The following is a 20,624-nucleotide window of genomic DNA, read 5'->3' on the forward strand; positions in this document are numbered from 1 at the left end:
CCTCGCTTAGCCGCCCGCGGACGCTCCAAGACACACCGCAAACCTGTCCAAAGTCCCCTCAAAAACCTGCGTCATCAAATTACGCAACGATCCCCCTTGTGGGGAGGGTGGACGGCCCGATGCCAATCGGCCGGACGGGTGGGGTGTGCGGGTTAGTGCCCCCCACCCCGGCGCTGCGCGCCGACCCTCCCCACCGCTCCGCGGGGGGAGGGAGGGGGCACATCGTTTAGTTCAGTCCGTTAGTCCCAAACACCGTCAGCCGCCGCGTTCGGCGCGGCTGTAATTGGAAAAATGACCCTCGCGCGCGGCCTGGGCGCGCGCCGCCTTGATCAAGCCGGCGCTCTTGCCGGGCGCTGCCACCTTCGACACCAGGCGCTGCATCTTGCGGCTGCCGCAGCGCGGGCAGCGCGGCCGTTCCGACATCCCGACCAGCAATTCGCTGTCGCTGTCGCATTCCCCACAATGAAAGCCGTAAAGCGGCATGATTGTGCCTCCTGATCCCGTTCGCAGGCCATTTGCCAGCAAATGATGCAGGAATTGGACCAGAGGCCGGCCGGGCCGCCGCACAGCGGTCCCGGTCGGCGGGCGCATGGTGACCGTACGCGATCAAACGATGCGCGAGGCGCTGTTGCCCCAATAGCGGTCGCGCAGCAGCCGCTTATAGAGCTTGCCGGTCGGCAGCCGCGGCAGTTCCTCCACAAAATCGATCGAGCGCGGCACTTTTTGGCGCGACAGCGACTGCGCGCAAAAGCTGATCAGTTCCTGCGCGAATTCCGGCCCGGCAATGACGCCCGGCATCGGCTGGATCACCGCTTTGACCTCCTCGCCGAGATCGTCATTGGGCACGCCGAACACCGCGGCGTCGGCGACCTTGGGGTGGGTGATCAGCAGATTCTCGCATTCCTGCGGATAGATGTTCACGCCGCCGGAAATGATCATGAAGGTGGCGCGGTCGGTGAGGTGCAGATAGCCGTCGTCATCGACATAGCCGACATCGCCGACCGAGCTCATGCTGCCGTCGTCGGAGCGCGCTTCCTTGGTCTTGCTGGGATCGTTGAAATACTCAAACGGGCTGGCGGTCTTGAACCAGATCTGGCCGGGCACGCCCTTCGGGCACGGCTTCATGCACTCGTCCAGGATGTGCAGATCGCCGAGCATGACCTTGCCGACCGTGCCGCGATGCTTGAGCCATTCCTCGCTGTTGCAGGCGGTGAAGCCGAGCCCCTCGGTGGCGCCGTAATATTCGTGGATGATCGGCCCCCACCATTTGATCATCTGTTCCTTGACCGCCGGCGGGCAGGGCGCTGCGGCGTGCACCGCGATCTCCAGCGATGACAGATCGTAGCGGCTGCGCACCTCCTCGGGCAGTTTCAGCATCCGCGAGAACATGGTGGGTACCAGCTGGCTATGCGTGACCTTGTAGCGCTCGACCAGCTGCAAATACTGCTCGGGATCGAAATGCTCCATGATGATCACGGTGCCGCCGCTGCGGATGGTGAGCGATACCGCGGCCTGCGGCGCGGAGTGATAGAGCGGCGCCGGCGACAGATAGATCATGCCGTCGCGATATTGCCACAGCTGGTGCAGGAAGAAGAATAGCGGCAAGGGCTGCGACGGCGGCTGCTCCGGCAGCGGCCGCAAAATCCCTTTGGGGCGGCCGGTGGTGCCCGATGAATACAGCATCGGCGTGCCGAGGCTTTCGTCGGCGATCGGCGTGTCCGGCAGGCCGGCGGTCGCCTCTTCAAGGCCGACAATGCACTCGCTTTCGCCGGGGCCATCGACCACCACGCACAGCGTCACCTGCGGGCTTTGCTGCAGCGCCTCGCGCGCGACATCGAGCTTGGCGGTGGAGGTGATCAGCACCCGCGACTGGCTGTTGTCGAGGATGTAGGCGAGTTCGCCAGCGGTCAGATAGGAGTTGACGCAGGTGTAGTACAGGCCGGCGCGCTCGCCGGCGCCGTTCGCTTCCAGATAGCGATTGTTGTTCTCCATGAAGATCGAGAAGTGATCGAGCCGCCGCAGTCCGTGGTTGCGCAAAAGGTGCGCCAGCCGGTTGGCGCGGGCGTCAAGCTCGCGATAGCTGACGGTTTCGCCCGTGGACGCCATGATGAAGGCGGGGTGGTCGGGGCGCTTTTTGGCTTGCTCTCCGGTGTACATGGTTCCTCCCTTTGTTGTGGTTGTTACCGCGCGGCCGAAAACCTCCGCGCTGGCGGCGGATCATCGATCGGTCGCGGATGGTGGGGCGCTGCGGGCGCGGTCGCGGCCCGGTTGGCGCCAATTGGCTGAAGCGTGGCGGCCATGCCGCGGCACAACCCATGTGCCGCGGTGGGGCGCGGCGGGGGCTGCTCGGTCAGGCAATCAGGGGGAGGGCCGGCCAGCGCCGGGGCAGCGCATCGGGCCAAGCTTCGGCCGCGCCCGGCCCAAGCCGCGGCGGCGGCCGGCTTGCCGCCGATCACGGCTTTTCCTGCGCCAGAGATGACGCGCCCGCGCTGCAAGACGATCCTCCCGAACGTTTTTGTCGTCATTCTGTCGTCTTGCGACTCATTCTAGAGCAGCCGCGGCGGCGGAGGGAACCAAAACCTGCACACCGCGGCGTCATGTCCAGCCCGCAGAGCCGGTTTGTCTTCGACATTTGGATGAAGCCGCCGTGTCAGGGGTTGTGGACAGCCCGTCCCCATGGTGAATGCAAGGCGCAACAACGACAGGAGTTGGCATGACACGGGCGGTGCTGGGGATCATCGGCGGATCGGGTATCTATGATCTGCCGGGACTGGAAGATGTTCGGGACGAGGTGATCGAGAGCCCGTGGGGCAAGCCGTCATCGACGCTGCGCCGCGGTACCATCGCCGGGCTGCCGATCGTTTTCCTGTCGCGTCACGACAAGGGGCACCGGCTGTCGCCCTCCGACATCAATTACCGCGCCAATATCGACGTGCTGAAGCGCGCCGGCGTCACCGACCTGATCACGCTGTCGGCCTGCGGCTCGTTCAAGGAAGAACTGCCGCCCGGCACCTTCGTGCTGGTCGATCAGTTCGTCGATCGCACCTATAAGCGCGAAAGCTCGTTCTTCGGCGCCGGCTGCGTCGCCCATGTGTCGATGGCGCACCCGGTGTCGCCGCGGCTGCGCATCCATCTCGCCGCTGCGGCCGAAGCCGAGGGCATTTCGATCGTGCGCGGCGGCACCTATCTGTGCATGGAAGGCCCGCAGTTTTCGTCCTACGCGGAAAGCATCACCTACAAGAACCAGGGCTATTCGGTGATCGGCATGACCAACATGCCGGAAGCCAAGCTCGCCCGCGAAGCCGAGATTTGCTACGCCAGCGTGGCGATGGTCACCGATTTCGATTGCTGGCACCCGGACCATGACGCGGTCACGGTGCAGGACATCGTGCGGGTGCTGACCTCGAACGCCGAGAAGGCCAAGAGCCTGGTGGCGCGCTTTGCCCAGGAATTCCCGCGTGAGCACGAGCCGTGCCCGATCGGCTCGGACCGCGCGCTCGACAACGCGATCCTGACCGCGCCGGAAGCCCGCGATCCGGAGCTTTTGAAGAAGCTCGATGCGGTCGCCGGCCGTATTCTGAAGGCGTAACGATCAGCACGCCGTCATGGCCGGGCTGGTCCCGGCCATGACGTCTTGGTTGCGGCGACGGTTCGCAAGACGTGGATGCCCGGCACAGGGCCGGGCATGACGAAGCAATTGGATCGTGCTGGAACACAGCACTCTGAGGCTATCAGTATCGAGGTTTTTGCGATGAAGGTTGACGGCAAGCACACCCGCACCATCTGGCTCGAGCCCGACGGCTGGACCGTCAGCGCGATCGACCAGCGCCGGCTGCCGCATGAATATGTGATCGCCACGCTGACCAGCCTGGATGCGGCCGCCGAAGCGATCCGCTCGATGCTGGTGCGCGGCGCGCCGCTGATCGGCGCCGCGGCCGCCTATGGCATGGCGCTGGCGATGCACGCCGACGCCTCCGACGCGGCGCTGGCGCAGGCCTACGACACGCTGCTGGCGACCCGGCCGACCGCGATCAATCTGAAATGGGCGCTCGATGAGATGCGCGCCACGCTGCAGCCGCTGCCGCCAGCCGAGCGCGCCAAGGCCGCTTATGCCCGCGCCGGCGCGATCGCCGATGAGGACGTCGCCATCAATCAGAGCATCGGCCGTCACGGCTTTGCGCTGATCGACGCGATCCGCGCCCGCAAGCCGCCGGGCCAGCGCATCAACATTCTCACGCACTGCAACGCCGGCTGGCTCGCCACCGTCGATCAGGGCACCGCGACCGCGCCGATCTATCACGCCTTCGACGCCGGCCTGAATATCCATGTCTGGGTCGACGAGACCCGGCCGCGTAACCAGGGCGCCTCGCTCACCGCCTGGGAGCTGGGCCATCATGGTGTGCCGCACACCATCATCCCGGACAACACCGGCGGCCATCTGATGCAGCACGGCATGGTCGATATCGTGATCGTCGGCACCGACCGCGTCACCGCGTCGGGCGACGTCTGCAACAAGATCGGCACCTATCTGAAGGCGCTGGCCGCGCACGACAACAACGTGCCGTTCTATGTCGCGCTGCCGTCGCCGACCATCGACTTCACCATCGATGATGGCGTGCGCCAGATTCCGATCGAGGAGCGCGACGCGACCGAAGTGACGATGATGACCGGCCGCACCGCCAGCGGCCGCATCGAGACGGTGCGGATCACGCCCAAGGACTCGCCGGTCGCCAATTACGGTTTTGACGTCACCCCGGCGCGGCTGGTCACCGGACTGATCACCGAACGCGGCGTGCTGCAGGCCGATCGCGCGGCGATTGCCGCGGCGTTCCCGGAACGCTCCGCTGCTGCGGCGGCGTAGTCCAACGACGCCCACAAGCACTCGTCATGCCCGCGCTTGTCGCGGGTACCCACGTCTTGAAAGCGGTGCAGATCAAGGACGTCATGGCCGGGACGAAGCCCGGCCATGACGTGCGAATGGGTTGGTATCAATTTCCGTTGGTATTAGAAGCGATCAAAGCCCTATACGAAACGATCCGGCGGGGGGCGCCGGCTCGTTTGCTTTGGGCGTGGTGTTGATCTCTATGCGGCGCTGTCAGCGAGGTGTCAGGACTGGCTGTCGCTGCGGATCAAGCGATGCGGCATCATGCGCAGCAGCACGTCGTCCTTGAGCACGTAGTGGTGCATCAGCGCCGCTAGCGTGTGCAGGCCAACCAAGCCGATCAGCAGATTGACCATCACCTCGTGCACTTCCTCGATCGAATGCACCAAGCCGCGGTCGAGCGTCAGCAGCGGCGGCACGGTGAACAGCCCGAACATCTCGAAGCTGCGGCCCTTGGCGGCCATCATCAGCAGTCCGGTCAGCGGCAGCGCCACCAGCAGCCCATAGAGCGCGACCTGCATGGTCTTGGCGGCGACAAACAGCCACCACGGCCGGCGCAGCGGTTCGACCGCAGGCGCGCCGCCGCGCCACAACAGCCGCAGCAAAGTCAGGCCGATGATCAACGTACCCAACGAGGCATGCAGATTGACGACCTGGGTCTTGGCGGCGCCCTTGGCGATGTCTTCCATGATCCAGCCGGTGGCGGCCGCGGCGATCACGGCCAGCAGCGAAACCCAATGCAGCGCCTGGGTCAGCGCATCGTGGTGCGGATGATAGGTTGGGAGCGCGTGAGCGCCCTGTGCAGTATTGGTCATGAGGCTCGGCCTTGGTTGGCAATGGCCGCACTCTGCCATGGTGCCGCTGACCTCGATCTGACGCCGCGGGTCATCGTTCTGTCAGTTTTGCCGTGGCGCGATCGCGTTGCGATTTGCTGTCAGCCAGCTGTCAGCAGCGGCCGTGCATAGTTGCGTCATCATGTGCAAGTCGAGCAGTTCTAGTTTTCGTCCCGTGGCATTGGCCGTCGCATTAGGTATCGCAACGGCGGCGATGTCGGTGACCGCGGGTGTAGCTGATCCTGAAGGCGCCCGCCGCCATTGGCACGGCCATCATCACGATCGTTACGACCATGACGCGGTGCGCGACGCGGTGGAACGCGGCGAGATCAAGCCGCTCGCGCAATTGCTCGAACTGGTGAAGGGCCGGCTGCCCGGCGAGATCACCGGGGTCGAGATCGAGCGCAAGCAAGGCGTCTGGCTGTACGAATTCCGCGTCATTGACAAGTCTGGCCGACTGTTCGACGTCTATGTCGACGCCCAGAATGGCGAGATCAGGCGCACCAAGGAAAAGTGATGCGGGTGCTGGTGGTCGAAGATGATCGGCGGATCGCGGCCGACGTGGCGCGCGGTCTGGAGGCCGCCGGTTACGTGGTCGAAGTGGTCGGCGACGGCGAAGAGGCCTGGTTTCGCGGCGACACCGAGGACTATGCCGCCATCATTCTGGATCTCGGCCTGCCCGGCATGGACGGGCTGTCGGTGCTGAAGCGCTGGCGCGGCAACAATCGCCGCACCCCGGTGCTGGTGCTGACCGCGCGCGGTAGCTGGGCCGAGCGGGTCGACGGCATCGACGCCGGTGCCGACGATTATCTGCCAAAACCGTTCCGCATGGAGGAGCTGCTGGCGCGGCTGCGCTCCATCATCCGCCGCTCGGTCGGGCAGGCGTCGTCATTGATCCGGATTGGCGAACTCACCATCGACGAGCGGCAGATGCGGGTCGATCTGCGCGGCGTTCCGGTCAATCTGTCGCCGCTGGAATATCGGCTGGTGTCCTATCTGGCGCTGCATCGCGGCCGGGTGGTGTCGCAGCACGAACTCAGCGAAAACATCTATGGCAATGAGGACGCGCACGATTCCAACGCCATCGAGGTGTTGATCGGCCGGGTGCGCAAAAAGCTCGGCAGCGACGTGATCGAAACCCGCCGTGGCTTTGGCTACATCGTGCCGGACAGCGCGGAATGACCGGGCGCTCGCTGCGGCTGCGCCTGATCGCGGGCGGCGCCGCGGCGATCCTGATCGCGCTCAGCATCGCCGGCGTCGGGCTGACCGTGCTGTTCGAACGCCACGTCACCCGCAACGTCACCGACGATCTCGAACTGCATCTCAAGCAATTGCTGGCGGGCATCACCGTCAATGCCAGCGGCCAGCTCGATGTGACCCGGCCGCCGGTCGATCCGCGCTTTGCCGATCCGTTGTCCGGGCTGTATTGGCAGGTCAGCGACGATCGCGGCCGGCTGCTGCGCTCGCGCTCGCTATGGGATGCGACGCTGCCGGTCGCGGTCGATCAGATCGATCCGGGCGAGGTCCATCATCATGAGCTGCCGGGCCCCGCCGACGCGCGGCTGTTGGTGGTGGAGCGGCGCGCGCTGCTGTCGGTCGGCGAGCGCACCGTGCCGGTGCGGGCGGTGGTGGCGGTCGATCTGGCGCGGGTCTCGGCGGCGAGCGCCGCCTTTGCCCGCGATCTGATGATCGCGCTCGGCATGCTCGGCCTGGTGCTGGCGCTGGCGACCTCGGTGCAGGTGCTGCTCGGGCTGCGGCCGCTCAACCGGCTGCGGTCGGGCGTGGCGCTCATTCGCAGCGGCGAGAACCGGCGGCTGCAGACCGACGTGCCGATCGAGGTGCTGCCGCTGGTCGAGGAGGTCAACGGCCTGCTCGACGCCCGTGACCGCGAGATCGAGCGTTCCGGCGGCCGCGCCGCCGATCTCGCCCATGGCCTGAAGACGCCGCTGGCGGCGCTGCTGTCCGACGCCGAGCGGCTGCGCGAGCGCGGCGAACTTGATCTCGCCCGCGATATCGAGGCGGTCGGCGAGGCGATGAGCCGCCATGTCGACCGCGAGCTGGCGCGGGCGCGCGCCCAGGGATCGGGGCGGCGCGGCGTGGCGGTGGCGACCGAGCTTGAGCCGTTGCTGCGCTCGCTGGTGTCGATTCTGGAGCGCACCCCCGATGGCCAGCGCATCAGCTATGAGATCGCGGTGCCGGAAGGCACCACGCTGCCCTTGGCGCGCACCGACCTTGCCGAAGTGCTCGGCAATCTGCTCGACAACGCCACCCGGCACGCCCGCTCGCAGATCAGGATCGTGCTCGGCGCCCATGGCGGCGTTGCGGTCGAGGATGACGGTCCCGGTATCGCCGCGCCCCAGCGCCTCAAGGTCACCGAGCGCGGCATGCGTCTTGACCAGCGCGGCGGCGGCGCCGGCCTTGGCCTCGCCATCGTGCAGGAGGTGCTGGAAGCCTATGGCTGGGGCCTCGATCTTGAGACCTCGGAACTTGGCGGGCTGCGGGCGCTGTGCCAGCCGGCGAGCTGAGCTGCGATCAGGCGTCCTGCGATTGCTCGACTTATGGACGGTCGTCTTGCGATCGGCGGTCCGCACGCTATATCCGCGGTTCCAATCAGTAACATTTTGATCGAGCGAGAGTATGACGACGACCGATACCGCCCCGCATATGCAACCGTTCCAGGCCGAAGTCGCCGAGCTTTTGAACCTGATGGTGCACTCGGTCTATTCGGAAACCGACATCTTCTTGCGCGAGCTGATCTCCAACGCTTCCGACGCCCTCGACAAGCTGCGCTATGAGGCGATCGCCAAGCCGGAGCTGATGGAGAACGGCGGCGCGCCCAAAATTCAGATCGTGCCGCGCAAGGCGCCGGACACGCTGACCGTGATCGACAACGGCATCGGCATGGACCGCCAGGAGCTGATCGATCATCTCGGCACCATCGCCAAATCGGGCACCAAATCGTTCCTGGCCAAGCTGACCGAGGCCAAGGACGGCGCCAATCTGATCGGCCAGTTTGGCGTCGGCTTCTATGCCGCCTTCATGGTCGCCGACCGCATCGAGGTCACCAGCCGCCGCGCCGGCTCCGATCAGGCATGGCGCTGGAGTTCCTCGGGCGGCGCCGGCTTCGAGATCGCGCCGGCCAGCGAGGAAGACGCCCAGCGCGTGGTGCGCGGCACCGAGATCGTGCTGCATCTCAAGCCCGATGCCGCCAAATATCTGGAAGCCTATCAGATCGAGCGCATCGTCACGGCCTATTCGGACAACATCCAGTTCCCGATCGAGCTGGTGCCGGAAGAGGGCGAGCCGCGCCAGATCAATTCGGCGAGCGCGCTGTGGCAGCGCTCCAAGTCGGAATTGTCGGCCGAAGACTACACCCAGGCCTATAAGCAGATCGCCAATGCGTTCGACGAACCGGCGATGACGCTGCACTACCGCGCCGAGGGCCGTTACTCCTACGCGGTGCTGCTGTTCGCGCCCTCGACCAAGCCGTTCGATCTGTTCGAGCCGCAGCGCAAGGGCCGGGTCAAGCTCTATGTCCGGCGCGTGTTCATCACCGACGATGCCGATCTCTTGCCGGGCTATCTGCGTTTCATCCGCGGCGTGATCGACAGCGAAGACCTGCCGCTCAATCTGTCGCGCGAAATGCTGCAGAACAATCCGCAGCTCGCCCAGATCCGCAAGGCGGTGACCAGCAAGGTGATCGGCGAGTTCGAGCACCTGGCCGACAAGGACGCCGACAGCTTCGCCAAGATCTGGGACTCCTTCGGCCCGGTGATCAAGGAAGGTCTGTGGGAGGATTATGAGCGCCGCGACAAGCTGCTGGCGCTGTCGCGCTTCACCACCACCAAGGGCGAGAACCGCACGCTCAAGCAATATGTCGCCGAGCTGCGCGAGAACCAGACCGAGATCTATTATCTGGTCGGCGACTCGCTCGACCGGCTGAAGTCGAACCCGAAGCTGGAATCGGCGGCGGCGCGCGGCATCGAGGTGCTGCTGCTCACCGACCCGGTCGATGCGTTCTGGACCTCGGTGGCGCTCGAATACGAAGGCAAGCCGCTCAAGTCGCTGAGCCAGGGCGATGTCGATTTCGGCCTGATCCCGACCGTCGAGACCGACAAGGACGAGCCGGCCAAGACGGAGGAGACCGACGAGGCGCTGGTGATCGCGACCATCAAGGACGCGCTCGGTGAGCGCGTCGCCGATGTGCGCGCCTCGCAGCGCCTGACCTCGAGCGCCTCGTGCCTGGTGGCCGGCGGCCAGGGCCCGGACCGGGCGCTGGAGCGCATGCTGGCGCAGCAGAGCCGCGGCGGCGCGAGCAAGCCGATCCTGGAGGTCAATCTGCGCCATCCGCTGGTGGCCGCGATCGGCCGGCCGGGCCAGGCCGATGCCGCCGATCTGTCGCTGCTGCTGCTCGAGCAGGCGCAGATCCTCGAAGGCGAGCTGCCGGATGATCCCGCCGGCTTTGCCGGCCGCGTCAACCGGCTGGTGCTGCGCGCGCTGTAATTCAACACGGATCGACAAGGGCGCCGCATCGCGGCGCCCTTTTTGAATCGGCCCGCCAATGGAGCGCAAACTGCGACCAAACTGCCCGATCATTGCTTTCGATCGTGAAAGTCGCGCCCGCTGCCTGAACGCATGCTATTGACGAACAGACGTTTCCTGTTCGGGCATCTGCTGCGCCGAATTGACGTTTGACAGCCCTTCAAGGGTTTGTTTTCTCTCTAGTTCCCGACCCAGCAGGATGTCGAATGCGCGAATTTCTGAGATCGAGCAGCAAATGGTGGCCGGGTACGATTCCGCTCGCCATTCTTTGGGGACTGGCCTGCTGGAATACCACCGAGCCGATCGAAGCCGATCTGGCCGCGCGCTCTAACGCGGCGCTCAAGGACACGGTTCTGGACAAGACCCAGCTTGCGGTTTCTGGCCGTGACGTCACGTTCCGCGCCGAGGCGTTCTCGGAGCAGGGGCGCACCGCCGCTGTGGCGACCATCGACGCGGTGCCCGGCGTCCGGCTGGTCAATGACGAGACCAAGCTGGTCGCGGAAGCCGTGCCCTATGTCTGGTCGGTGGAGCGCGACGTGGTGCGGGTCACGCTTGGCGGCAATACGCCGCTGCCGGCGATCAAGGCCAAGCTGCTCGATGCGGCGCGCAACAGCCTCGGCGGTGTCGAAATCGCCGACCGGATGGCGCTGTCGCGCGGCGCGCCGACCCGGTTCGACGCGGCGGCGCTGCTGCTGGTCGATCAGATCGGCCGGCTCAAGGACGGCAAGATCACCCTGACCGATACCAAGGTGACGCTGTCCGGCATGGCGCGCGAACTCGGCGGCAGCGAAGCGATCGCCGCGGCGCTGAAAAATCTGCCCGAGGGGTTCTCGGTGGTCAGCAACGACATCAAGTCACCGCCTTACGTGTTCCAGGCGGTCAAGGACCCGGTGGCGCTGACCCTGACGCTGACCGGCTATGTGCCGGATAATGCCGTCCATGCTGCGCTGGCGGCCGCAGCCGGCCGGCAATTCGTCGGCGACAATATTGTCGACAATCTCAAGGCCAGCGTCGGTGCGCCGCAGGGCTTTTCCAACGCGGTGGTGATGGCGCTCGGTGCGCTGTCGCGGCTCTCGACCGGCTCGCTGGTGGTCACCGACCGTTCGATCCGCCTCAGCGGCCACGCGCTGTTCGAGCAGGCGGTCGGGCAGATCCGCACCGGCCTGTCCAAGGAGTTGCCGCAGGGCTGGCAGTCGCAGGTCGAGGTCGCGGTCAAGCCGGCGGCGGCGTCGGTCGATCCGACCGTGTGCCAGCAATTGTTCTCGGACCTGCTCGGCAAGGGCAAGATCCGCTTCGAATCCGGCAAGGCCAATATCGATCCGGACTCGGTCGGCCTGCTCGACCGGCTGACGGAAACCGCGATGCGTTGCCCGAGTTCGGTGATCGAGGTCGCCGGCCACACCGATGGCGACGGCGAGGCCGCGTCCAACCAGGCGCTGTCGGAGCGCCGCGCCCAGGCGGTGGTGGACTACATGGTCAAGGCCGGGCTGCCGGCGGAGCGCTTCCGGCCGGTCGGCTATGGCAGTGCCCAGCCGGTGGCGGCTAACGACAACGAAGACGGCAAGGCGCAGAATCGCCGTATCGAATTCACGGTGAGGTAGCGGCGATGGTCACACTGGCGACATTCTCCTGGAGCTGGTTGCTCGGTGCGGCCGTGCTCGGCTTTGGCATGGGCTGGATCGCGGTGGTGCACCGCGGGCGTGGCGTTACCAAAACTGCGGCAATTTGGCTCGGCGCTGGCGCCGCGTTGCTGCTCGCTCTGGCGCTCGCCAAGCTGGTGCCGGGTCGCTTTGGTTATTGGCTCGATCTTGGATTGGCGATGCTGACTGTCTATCTCGCAGGTTGTGCGGTCGGCTCCTGGCTGCGCCATCTGGTGGTGTCGCGTCATTCGCCGGTCACTTGAGCGCGAGACGGTGCGACAGATAGTTCACCGGGCCGCACATGACGGCGACGGCACGGTCGATTACGCTTTGTTGTTGGAAGGAGCGTATGTTTGACCGGACTGGCTGATTTCCACTTTACCCGGAAACGCGCTACCAACCGGATGAGGCGGAGGCTCTCAACTGATCCGAACGGCCCGGTCGCCGCTTGTGGACGCGCATTCGAGGTCTAGATGCTGGAAGCATTACGCAGGGCGATCTCGTTTCTGCGACAGAAGCAAATCCTGCACAAACTCGGCTTTGTGATCAGCGTCGCCGTTATTGTGACTGCCTGCTATGTTTTGTTTCACATGCTCCGCGACATCAACATTGACGATGTCGTGCACGCCGTCCGGCAGACCGAGCCAAGTTCGGTAGCGCTCGCGGCTTTGTTCGTCGCCGCCGGCTATTTCACACTGACATTCTACGATCTATTCGCGGTGCGGACCATTGGACGCAGCGATGTGCCCTATCGCATCACCGCGCTGGCCGGTTTCACCAGCTATTCGATCGGCCACAATGTCGGCGCCAGCGTGTTCACCGGCGGTGCGGTTCGCTATCGCATCTATTCGGCCTGGGGGCTCGACGCCGTCGATGTCGCCAAAGTGTGCTTTCTGGCCGGCCTGACCTTCTGGCTCGGCAATGCCGCGGTGCTCGGCATCGGTATCGCCTATCATCCCGAGGCGGCGTCAGCGATCGATCAGTTGCCGCCGGCCGTCAACCGCGTCGCGGCATTGGTCACGCTCGCGGGCCTTGCGATCTACGTGGTCTGGGTGTCGATCAAGCCGCGCTGCTTCGGCCGCGGCAACTGGACCGTGATGCTGCCGGGCTGCTCATTGACGTTGCTACAGATCGCGATCGGCATCGTCGATCTCGGCTGCTGCGCGCTGGCGATGTATGTGCTGGTGCCGGATGAGCCGGACCTCGGCTTTGTGGTGGTGGCGGTGGTGTTCGTGTCGGCGACGCTGCTCGGCTTTGCCAGCCATTCCCCGGGCGGCCTTGGCGTGTTCGACGCCGCGATGCTGGTCGGGCTGTGGCAGATGGACAAGGAAGAGCTGCTGGCCGGCATGCTGCTGTTCCGCGTGCTCTATTACGTGACCCCGTTTATAATCTCGGTGATGATCCTGGCGGTACGCGAAGTGATCATCTGGGCGCGCTCAAAGCGGCCCCATAAGGCGTTGATCGAGGGGCAACCGGCCCGCGAAGACGTTTCTCCCGGATAGTGCTGGGCTGACGCCCGACAGGATAGTGTTTCGATGACCCATCAGTCATTGCCCGTGCCGATCAACGCTCACTGGACGCGGCAATGGGCCGACCGGCTGCGCAACGCCGCCATCATTCTGCTTGCCGCCGCGTTCGTATTCACCGCGCTGTGGCTGTTCGCCGGCCTGACGCCGGGACGCGCGGTGATGGGGTTTTTGTGCATCGTCGCCGCCACGCTGGTGCCCTGGCGGCTGCGCGAAGCGATTGCCGCGCGCGAGGAACAGCTCGGCGTCAATCCGGTGCAATTGCCGGTGGTGCGCGCGGTGGTGGCCGGCATTCCGGACCCCGCGGTGCTGCTCGACCGCGCCGGCCGGGTGCTGCATCTCAACGCCGCCGCCTCGCAGCTGGTGCCGGCTTTGCGCGTCAACGAGCTGGCGCAGTTTGCGTTGCGCTCGCCCGATTTCGTCACCGCGCTGCGCGAGGCGATCGCCACCGCGCAGCCGCGTCGCGCCACCTATGCCGACCACGCCCCGGTCAACCGGCTGCTCGAGCTGATCATCTCGCCGATCGCGGTGCCGACCGCGTTCGACGGCATCGATCATTGCATGCTGATGACGTTCCACGATCTGACGCCGCTGCGCCGGGTCGAGGAAATGCGCGCCGATTTCGTCGCCAATGCCAGCCACGAATTGCGCACGCCGCTGGCGGCGCTGTCCGGCTTCATCGACACCTTGCAGGGCCCGGCGCGCGACGACGCCAAGGCGCGCGAGCGCTTCCTCGGCATCATGCAGAACCAGGCGCGGCGCATGGCGCGGCTGATCGACGACCTCTTGTCGCTGTCGCGGGTGGAATTGTCGGTCCACGTCCGCCCGGAAGCGCGCGTCGATATCGCCCCGCTGATCCGGCAGGTGATCGAGGGACTGGAAGCGCTCGCCAAGGAGCGCCAGGTCGTGATCGAGCTCGATTTGCAGCTCGAGGCCGCCACCATTGCCGGCGACCGCGAGGAATTGCTGCGGGTGTTCGAGAACCTGATCGAGAACGGGCTGAAATACGGCGCCTCCGGCGGCCGGGTGGTGGTGTCGCTGACCAGCGCGGCCGCCGCCGATGGCAGCGAGGAGTTCCGGTTTAGCGTCCGGGACTTCGGCCCCGGCATCGCGCCCGAGCATTTGCCGCGGCTCACCGAACGGTTCTACCGGGTCGATGTCGGCGACAGCCGCGCCCAGGGCGGCACCGGGCTTGGGCTGTCGTTGGTCAAGCATATCGTCAACCGCCATCGCGGCCGGCTCCTGATCGAGAGCACCTTCGGCAAGGGCGCGGTTTTCACCGCTTGTCTGCCCTCGCAAAAGCCCGTGGCCGGTGGTTAAAATAGTCGTAATATCAATGCCTTGCGACAGTCACAGGAGTGTCATCAAACTCTCATAAAAGGTCAACCAGCCGCTCCTAGAGGGGGCGCAGTAAGCGCAATCGGGCGCGCTCCAGCGCTTCGCTTACCAAGGGAGACCTCCATGAATTTCTTCAAAGCTATCGTCGCTGCGGGCGTGATCGCCGCCACGACGTCGGCTTACGCTGCCGACATCACGGGTGCGGGCGCGACCTTCCCGTTCCCGATCTACTCCAAGTGGGCGGACGCCTATAAGAAAGAAACCGGCAACGGCCTGAACTACCAGTCGATCGGCTCGGGCGCCGGCACCAAGCAGATCATCGCCAAGACCGTGACCTTCGGCGCCACCGACGCGCCGCTCAAGCCCGAGCAGCTTGAGAAGGAAGGCCTGGTGCAGTGGCCGCAGGTGATGGGTGCGATCGTCCCGGTGGTCAATCTCGACGGCATCAAGCCGGGTCAGCTGGTACTGTCCGGCGAAGCGCTGGCCGACATCTATCTCGGCAAGATCACCAAGTGGAACGACCCGGCGCTGACCAAGCTCAATCCGAGCCTGAAGCTGCCGGCCGAGGCGATCACCGTGGTGCGCCGGTCGGACGGTTCGGGCACCACCTTCAACTTCACCGACTATCTGTCCAAGACCAGCGCCGATTGGAAGGCTAAGGTTGGTCCGGGCGCGGCGGCGGTCGAATGGCCGGTCGGCGTCGGCGCCAAGGGTAACGAAGGCGTCGCCGGCAACATCAGCCAGACCAAGAACGCGATCGGCTATGTCGAATACGCCTATGCCAAGCAGAACAAGCTGACCTACGCCGCCTTGATCAACAAGGAAGGCAAGACCGTGCAGCCGACCATGGCCTCGTTCCAGGCGGCCGCGTCCAACGCCGATTGGAGCAAGGCTCCGGGCTATTACGTGATCCTCACCAATCAGCCCGGTGAAACGTCCTGGCCGATCACCGCCGCGACCTTCATCCTGATGCACAAGGAGCCGGTCGATAAGGCGGCGTCCGCCGAAGCCATCAAGTTCTTCAAGTGGGCGTTCGAGAAGGGCGACAAGATGGCCGAGGAACTCGACTACATCCCGATGCCGGAAGCCGTGGTCAAGCAGATCGAAAAGACCTGGTCGGCCGACATCAAGAGCTAACTACTACGTCAATGTCCGGGGTCGCGGTGCGGCCGCGATCCCGGAACACCAAGTTCTGAAGCTTGCCTTACTCGACACACATGGCCCGACACACCTGGCCCGATCCGTATGTCCCGAGCCGGCAGCTTCCATCAATCGGTCGGGTCAGCAAGACCGCGGTCCGGGGTTCGCGCGTTGAGCTAACCGCCCGGAACATGCGTCCCGCTCAGAATTGCCCGTAAGGGACGCCAATGAGCACTTTATTGAGCAATCACGTGAATGGCAGCAAGGGGGCTGGCGTGGCAGACATGGCCGTCGAAGGCGCATCCATCGATAGCGCCGGTCCATTTGACCGCGCCAAGGCGCTGAGCGCCTTCAAGCTGGGCGATACCGCCTTTTATTGGATCACGCGCGCCTGCGCGATCTCGGTGCTGCTGATCCTGGGCGGCATCATCCTGTCGCTGATCGTCGGCGCTTGGCCTGCGATCGCCGAATATGGTCTTTCGTTCCTGACCACCCAGCGCTGGGCGCCCGCGGCCGATCCGCCGGTGCTGGGCGCGCTCGGCCCGATCTATGGCACGCTGATCACCTCGATCATCGCCATGGTGATCGCGATCCCGGTCGGGCTCGGCATTGCGATCTTCCTGACCGAATTGTGCCCGATCTGGCTGCGCCGGCCGATCGGCCTGGCGATCGAGCTGCTGGCCGGCATTCCCTCGATCATCTACGGCATGTGGGGCTTCTTCGTGCTCGGGCCGTTTTTGGCCAATCACTTCCAGCCGCTGATGATCAGCCTGTTTGATGGCGTGCCGGTGCTCGGCACCATCTTCGCAGGTCCGCCGTCCTATCTCAGCCTGTTCAACGCCGCGCTGATCCTGGCGATCATGGTGCTGCCCTTCATCACCGCGATCTCGGTCGACGTGTTCAAGACCGTGCCGCCTGTGCTGAAAGAGGCCGCCTATGGGCTCGGCTGCACCACCTGGGAAGTGGTACGCAATGTGGTGATCCCCTACACGCGGGTTGGGGTGATCGGCGGCATCATGCTCGGCCTTGGCCGCGCGCTCGGCGAGACCATGGCGGTGACCTTCATCATCGGCAACTCGTTCCGGATCCAATCCTCGGTGTTTGCGCCGGGCACCACGATTTCGGCGGCGATCGCCTCGGAATTCGCCGAGAGCGACGGCCTGCACCAATCGGGCCTGATCCTGCTCGGCCTGCTGCTGTTCGTATTGACCTTCTTCGTGCTGGCGGCGGCGCGGCTGATGCTGATGCGCCTGGAAATGAAGGCGGGGAAATAACCGATGAACCCGATCTATCGCAAACGCCGTCGCAACGATGTCGTGATCCGGGTGCTGTGCTTTGCCGCGGCCGCGTTCGGCGTCACCTGGCTGGCGCTGATCCTGTTCACGCTGTTCTTCAATGGCGTGGCCGGCATCAATTGGCAGGTGTTTTCGCACAACACGCCGCCGCCCGGTGCCAATGAAGGCGGCCTGCTCAATGCCATTGTCGGTTCCGCGATCATGACCGCGATCGGCGTCGGCATCGGCGCGCCGCTCGGCCTGTTCGCCGGCACCTACCTCGCCGAATATGGCCGCCACGACAAGATCACCTCGGTGATCCGCTTCATCAACGACATCCTGCTGAGCGCGCCGTCGATCATCATCGGTCTGTTCATCTATGGCGCGGTGGTGGTGCCGATGGGCGGCTTCTCCGCGCTGGCCGGCGCGCTGGCGCTGGCGGTGATCGTGATCCCGGTGGTGGTGCGCACCACCGAAGACATGCTGCTGCTGGTGCCGAGCTCGCTGCGCGAGGCGGCCACCGCGCTCGGCCTGCCGCGCTCGCTGGTGATCAAGCGCGTCGCCTATCGCGCCGCCCGCGCCGGCCTGATCACCGGCGTGCTGCTCGCCACCGCCCGCGTCGCCGGCGAAACCGCGCCGCTGCTGTTCACCGCGCTCAGCAACCAGTTCTTCAGCCTGGACATGACCAAGACCATGGCCAACCTGCCGGTGACCATCAACAATTTCGTCCAGAGCCCCTATGTCTATTGGAAGCAGCTGGCCTGGACCGGAGCTTTGATCATCACCCTGACCGTGTTGGCGCTCAACATCAGTGCGCGCATTCTGGGCGCCGAGAGGACTGCGAAATGAGCGAGATATCGATTGCCACCAGCGTACCCGGCGTTGCGCCGCTGCCGTCCGTCGCGGCCGCCCAGCCGGAGCGCGCGAAAATCTCGGTTCGTGACCTCGATTTCTATTACGGCGACAATCACGCGCTGAAGACCATCAATCTCAATCTGGCGACCAACCGCGTCACCGCGTTCATCGGCCCGTCGGGCTGCGGAAAATCGACGCTGCTGCGCGTGTTCAACCGCATGTACGATCTTTATCCCGGCCAGCGCGCCACCGGCCAGGTGATCCTCGACAATCAGAACGTGCTCGACGCCAAGCTCGATCTCAATCTGCTGCGCGCCCGGGTCGGCATGGTGTTCCAGAAGCCGACCCCGTTCCCGATGACCATCTATGAGAACATCGCGTTCGGCATCCGCCTGTACGAAAAACTCTCCAAGTCGGAGATGGATCACCGTGTCGAGAAGGCGCTGCGCGGCGGCGCGCTGTGGAACGAAGTCAAGGACAAGCTCAACGATTCCGGGCTCAGCCTGTCGGGCGGCCAGCAGCAGCGGCTGTGCATTGCCCGCACTATTGCGGTGCGCCCGGAAGTGATCTTGTTCGACGAGCCCTGTTCGGCGCTCGACCCGATTTCCACCGCGAAAATCGAAGAACTGATCGACGAATTGAAAGAGAACTACACGATCGCGATCGTCACGCACAACATGCAGCAGGCCGCCCGCGTGTCCGATTATACGGCCTTCATGTATCTTGGTGAGTTGATCGAGTTCGATGAGACCAATCGGATTTTCACCTCGCCGAGCGATCGCCGTACCCAGGACTATATCACCGGCCGGTTCGGCTGACGCGGGAAGGACCAAGATGGGCTTCGAACACACCACCAAGGCATTCGACAGCGACCTGCAGGAGCTGACCCGGCTGGTTGCGGAAATGGGCGGTCTGGCCGAGCGCCAGATCAAGGATGCCGTCGATGCGTTGATCCGGCGCGACACCGAGCTTGGCAAGCGCGTGGTCTCGGGCGACGGCGAAATCGATCATCTGCACCGCGTCATCGAGGAGCGCGCGGTGCTGACCATCGCGCGGCGCCAGCCGATGGCGGTCGATCTGCGCGAAATCGTCGGCGCGCTGCGCGTCGCGACCGACCTCGAACGGATCGGCGATCTTGCCAAAAACATCGGCAAGCGCGTTGCCGCGCTCGACAGCGATTTCCATCCGCTCAAACTGATCCGCGGCCTGGAGCACATGACCGACCTCGTGCAGTCGCAGGTCAAGGCGGTGCTCGATGCCTATGCCGCGCATGATCTGCCGGCGGCGATGGTGGTGTGGAACGGCGACGAGGAAGTCGATGCGATCTGCACCTCGCTGTTCCGCGAATTGCTGACCTACATGATGGAAGACCCGCGCAATATCAGCTTCTGCATCCATCTGATGTTCTGCGCCAAAAACATCGAGCGGATCGGCGATCACGCCACCAACATTGCCGAGACGGTGTTTTACATGATCGAAGGTCAACAGATCATCGATGAGCGCCCCAAGGGCGACATGACCACGTTTGCCAATACCACGCCTGGTAACTGACAGAGGCTTTGAAGACGATGAGCGCGAGGATTTTGGTCGTTGAGGATGAAGAAGCGCTGGCGACGTTGCTGCGCTACAATCTCGACTCCGAGGGCTACGAAGTTGAAACGGTGGCGCGTGGCGACGAAGCCGATACCAGGCTGAAGGAACGGATTCCCGATCTGGTGGTGCTGGACTGGATGCTGCCGGGGCTGTCGGGCATCGAACTGTGCCGGCGGCTGCGGGCGCGGCCGGAGACCAAGCAGCTGCCGATCATCATGCTGACCGCGCGCGGCGAAGAGAGCGAGCGGGTGCGCGGCCTGGCCACAGGAGCCGATGATTACATCGTCAAGCCGTTCTCGGTTCCCGAGCTCTTGGCGCGGGTCAAGGGCCTGCTGCGCCGCGCCAGTCCGGAGCGGTTGGCGACCGTGCTGGCCTATGGTGATATCGAGCTTGATCGCGAAAAGCGCCGCGTCGCGCGCTCGGGCCGCCCGATCGATCTTGGGCCGACCGAGTATCGCCTCTTGGAATTCTTCCTCGAACATCCCGGCCGGGTGTTTAGCCGCGAGCAGCTGCTCGACGGCGTCTGGGGCCGCGATATCTATATCGATGAGCGTACCGTCGACGTCCATATCGGGCGCTTGCGCAAGCTGCTCAATCCGGGCCGCGAGCAGGACCCGATCCGCACCGTGCGCGGCGCGGGTTACGCCCTCGACGATCGTTTCGCCAAGGTCGCCGAGCAGTAACGCATCGGCTCCTGGCGATAAACCAGCGACTGTTACAAGAGCCTCGGTTCTGATGAGATCAGAACCGAGGCTCTTTTATATGACGCGCTTCATGCGACCCTGTATCGCAACCTGCGCGAAACGCGATGACTTCTCCACCCGTCATGGCCGGGCTTCGTCCCGGCCATCCACGTCTTTGATCTTGCAGCGCTTTCAAGACGTGGATGCCCGCGACAAGTGTTTAGCCCGGGGACATCCCTGACGGGTGTTCAGGGACATAGCGGACACATCACAATGGCTGGAATGGCTCTTTTTGGGGAGGCGTTCCATGCCGTTTCG

Annotated in this window: 19 protein-coding genes; 16 read left to right on the forward strand and 3 right to left on the reverse strand. The window is 64.8% G+C overall.

Going from position 1 to position 20,624, the window contains the following annotated elements:
• Nucleotides 1–255 precede the first annotated feature (255 nt).
• Nucleotides 256–483 (reverse strand): FmdB family zinc ribbon protein, encoded by a 228-nt coding sequence (locus BJ122_RS18260; protein ID WP_110782726.1) that lies wholly within the window; start codon nucleotides 481–483, stop codon nucleotides 256–258.
• Between the two features lie 123 nt (nucleotides 484–606).
• Entirely contained in the window at nucleotides 607–2,157 is a 1,551-nt protein-coding gene (locus tag BJ122_RS18265) for an AMP-binding protein (RefSeq protein ID WP_110782727.1), read from the reverse strand.
• A 556-nt stretch (nucleotides 2,158–2,713) separates the two neighbouring features.
• On the opposite strand from BJ122_RS18265, the gene BJ122_RS18270 reads away from it, so the two are divergent.
• Nucleotides 2,714–3,589, forward strand: a complete 876-nt coding sequence (locus BJ122_RS18270; protein ID WP_110782728.1) for an S-methyl-5'-thioadenosine phosphorylase — start codon at nucleotides 2,714–2,716, stop codon at nucleotides 3,587–3,589.
• A 162-nt stretch (nucleotides 3,590–3,751) separates the two neighbouring features.
• On the forward strand, nucleotides 3,752–4,861 hold the full coding sequence (gene mtnA, locus BJ122_RS18275) for an S-methyl-5-thioribose-1-phosphate isomerase (RefSeq protein ID WP_110782729.1): 1,110 nt from the start codon (nucleotides 3,752–3,754) through the stop codon (nucleotides 4,859–4,861).
• A 245-nt stretch (nucleotides 4,862–5,106) separates the two neighbouring features.
• On the opposite strand, the gene BJ122_RS18285 is transcribed toward mtnA, so the two are convergent.
• Nucleotides 5,107–5,697, reverse strand: a complete 591-nt coding sequence (locus BJ122_RS18285) for a cytochrome b (protein WP_110782731.1) — start codon at nucleotides 5,695–5,697, stop codon at nucleotides 5,107–5,109.
• A gap of 232 nt (nucleotides 5,698–5,929) precedes the next feature.
• Between BJ122_RS18285 and BJ122_RS18290 the strand changes: the two genes are divergently transcribed.
• The 14 genes from BJ122_RS18290 (at nucleotide 5,930) to phoB (ending at nucleotide 20,306) form a co-directional block, all read left to right on the forward strand.
• Complete coding sequence (locus BJ122_RS18290) at nucleotides 5,930–6,232, forward strand: PepSY domain-containing protein (protein WP_110782732.1); 303 nt, start codon at nucleotides 5,930–5,932, stop codon at nucleotides 6,230–6,232.
• Complete coding sequence (locus BJ122_RS18295; protein WP_110782733.1) at nucleotides 6,232–6,897, forward strand: response regulator transcription factor; 666 nt, start codon at nucleotides 6,232–6,234, stop codon at nucleotides 6,895–6,897. The genes BJ122_RS18290 and BJ122_RS18295 overlap by 1 nt, the downstream gene beginning before the upstream one ends.
• Nucleotides 6,894–8,240 (forward strand): sensor histidine kinase, encoded by a 1,347-nt coding sequence (locus tag BJ122_RS18300; protein WP_110782734.1) that lies wholly within the window; start codon nucleotides 6,894–6,896, stop codon nucleotides 8,238–8,240. The genes BJ122_RS18295 and BJ122_RS18300 overlap by 4 nt, the downstream gene beginning before the upstream one ends.
• 112 nt (nucleotides 8,241–8,352) lie before the next feature.
• Nucleotides 8,353–10,218, forward strand: coding sequence for a molecular chaperone HtpG (htpG, locus tag BJ122_RS18305; RefSeq protein ID WP_110782735.1), 1,866 nt, complete (start codon nucleotides 8,353–8,355; stop codon nucleotides 10,216–10,218).
• A gap of 245 nt (nucleotides 10,219–10,463) precedes the next feature.
• Nucleotides 10,464–11,858, forward strand: coding sequence for an OmpA family protein (locus BJ122_RS18310; protein ID WP_110782736.1), 1,395 nt, complete (start codon nucleotides 10,464–10,466; stop codon nucleotides 11,856–11,858).
• Between the two features lie 5 nt (nucleotides 11,859–11,863).
• Nucleotides 11,864–12,160 (forward strand): hypothetical protein, encoded by a 297-nt coding sequence (locus BJ122_RS18315; RefSeq protein ID WP_110782737.1) that lies wholly within the window; start codon nucleotides 11,864–11,866, stop codon nucleotides 12,158–12,160.
• Nucleotides 12,161–12,370: 210 nt separating this feature from the next.
• The gene (locus tag BJ122_RS18320; protein WP_110782738.1) at nucleotides 12,371–13,399 is read left to right on the forward strand and encodes a lysylphosphatidylglycerol synthase domain-containing protein; all 1,029 of its coding nucleotides are present in this window, start codon (nucleotides 12,371–12,373) and stop codon (nucleotides 13,397–13,399) included.
• 33 nt (nucleotides 13,400–13,432) lie between these two features.
• Nucleotides 13,433–14,743 carry an ATP-binding protein gene (locus tag BJ122_RS18325; protein WP_110782739.1) on the forward strand — a complete coding sequence of 437 codons (1,311 nt, stop codon included), beginning with the start codon at nucleotides 13,433–13,435 and terminating at the stop codon, nucleotides 14,741–14,743.
• 141 nt (nucleotides 14,744–14,884) lie between these two features.
• Nucleotides 14,885–15,898 carry a phosphate ABC transporter substrate-binding protein PstS gene (pstS, locus tag BJ122_RS18330; RefSeq protein WP_110782740.1) on the forward strand — a complete coding sequence of 338 codons (1,014 nt, stop codon included), beginning with the start codon at nucleotides 14,885–14,887 and terminating at the stop codon, nucleotides 15,896–15,898.
• A 278-nt stretch (nucleotides 15,899–16,176) separates the two neighbouring features.
• Nucleotides 16,177–17,175 carry a phosphate ABC transporter permease subunit PstC gene (gene pstC, locus BJ122_RS18335; RefSeq protein ID WP_110782743.1) on the forward strand — a complete coding sequence of 333 codons (999 nt, stop codon included), beginning with the start codon at nucleotides 16,177–16,179 and terminating at the stop codon, nucleotides 17,173–17,175.
• A 3-nt stretch (nucleotides 17,176–17,178) separates the two neighbouring features.
• Complete coding sequence (pstA, locus tag BJ122_RS18340; RefSeq protein ID WP_110782741.1) at nucleotides 17,179–18,024, forward strand: phosphate ABC transporter permease PstA; 846 nt, start codon at nucleotides 17,179–17,181, stop codon at nucleotides 18,022–18,024.
• Nucleotides 18,021–18,848 (forward strand): phosphate ABC transporter ATP-binding protein PstB, encoded by an 828-nt coding sequence (gene pstB / locus BJ122_RS18345; protein WP_110782742.1) that lies wholly within the window; start codon nucleotides 18,021–18,023, stop codon nucleotides 18,846–18,848. The genes pstA and pstB overlap by 4 nt, the downstream gene beginning before the upstream one ends.
• 16 nt (nucleotides 18,849–18,864) lie before the next feature.
• Entirely contained in the window at nucleotides 18,865–19,581 is a 717-nt protein-coding gene (phoU, locus tag BJ122_RS18350; protein ID WP_027279223.1) for a phosphate signaling complex protein PhoU, read from the forward strand.
• A gap of 17 nt (nucleotides 19,582–19,598) precedes the next feature.
• Nucleotides 19,599–20,306, forward strand: a complete 708-nt coding sequence (phoB, locus tag BJ122_RS18355) for a phosphate regulon transcriptional regulator PhoB (protein WP_027279224.1) — start codon at nucleotides 19,599–19,601, stop codon at nucleotides 20,304–20,306.
• Nucleotides 20,307–20,624 lie beyond the last annotated feature (318 nt).

The organism is Rhodopseudomonas faecalis (genome assembly GCF_003217325.1).
In the GTDB taxonomy this organism is placed as follows: Bacteria; Pseudomonadota; Alphaproteobacteria; order Rhizobiales; family Xanthobacteraceae; genus Rhodopseudomonas; species Rhodopseudomonas faecalis.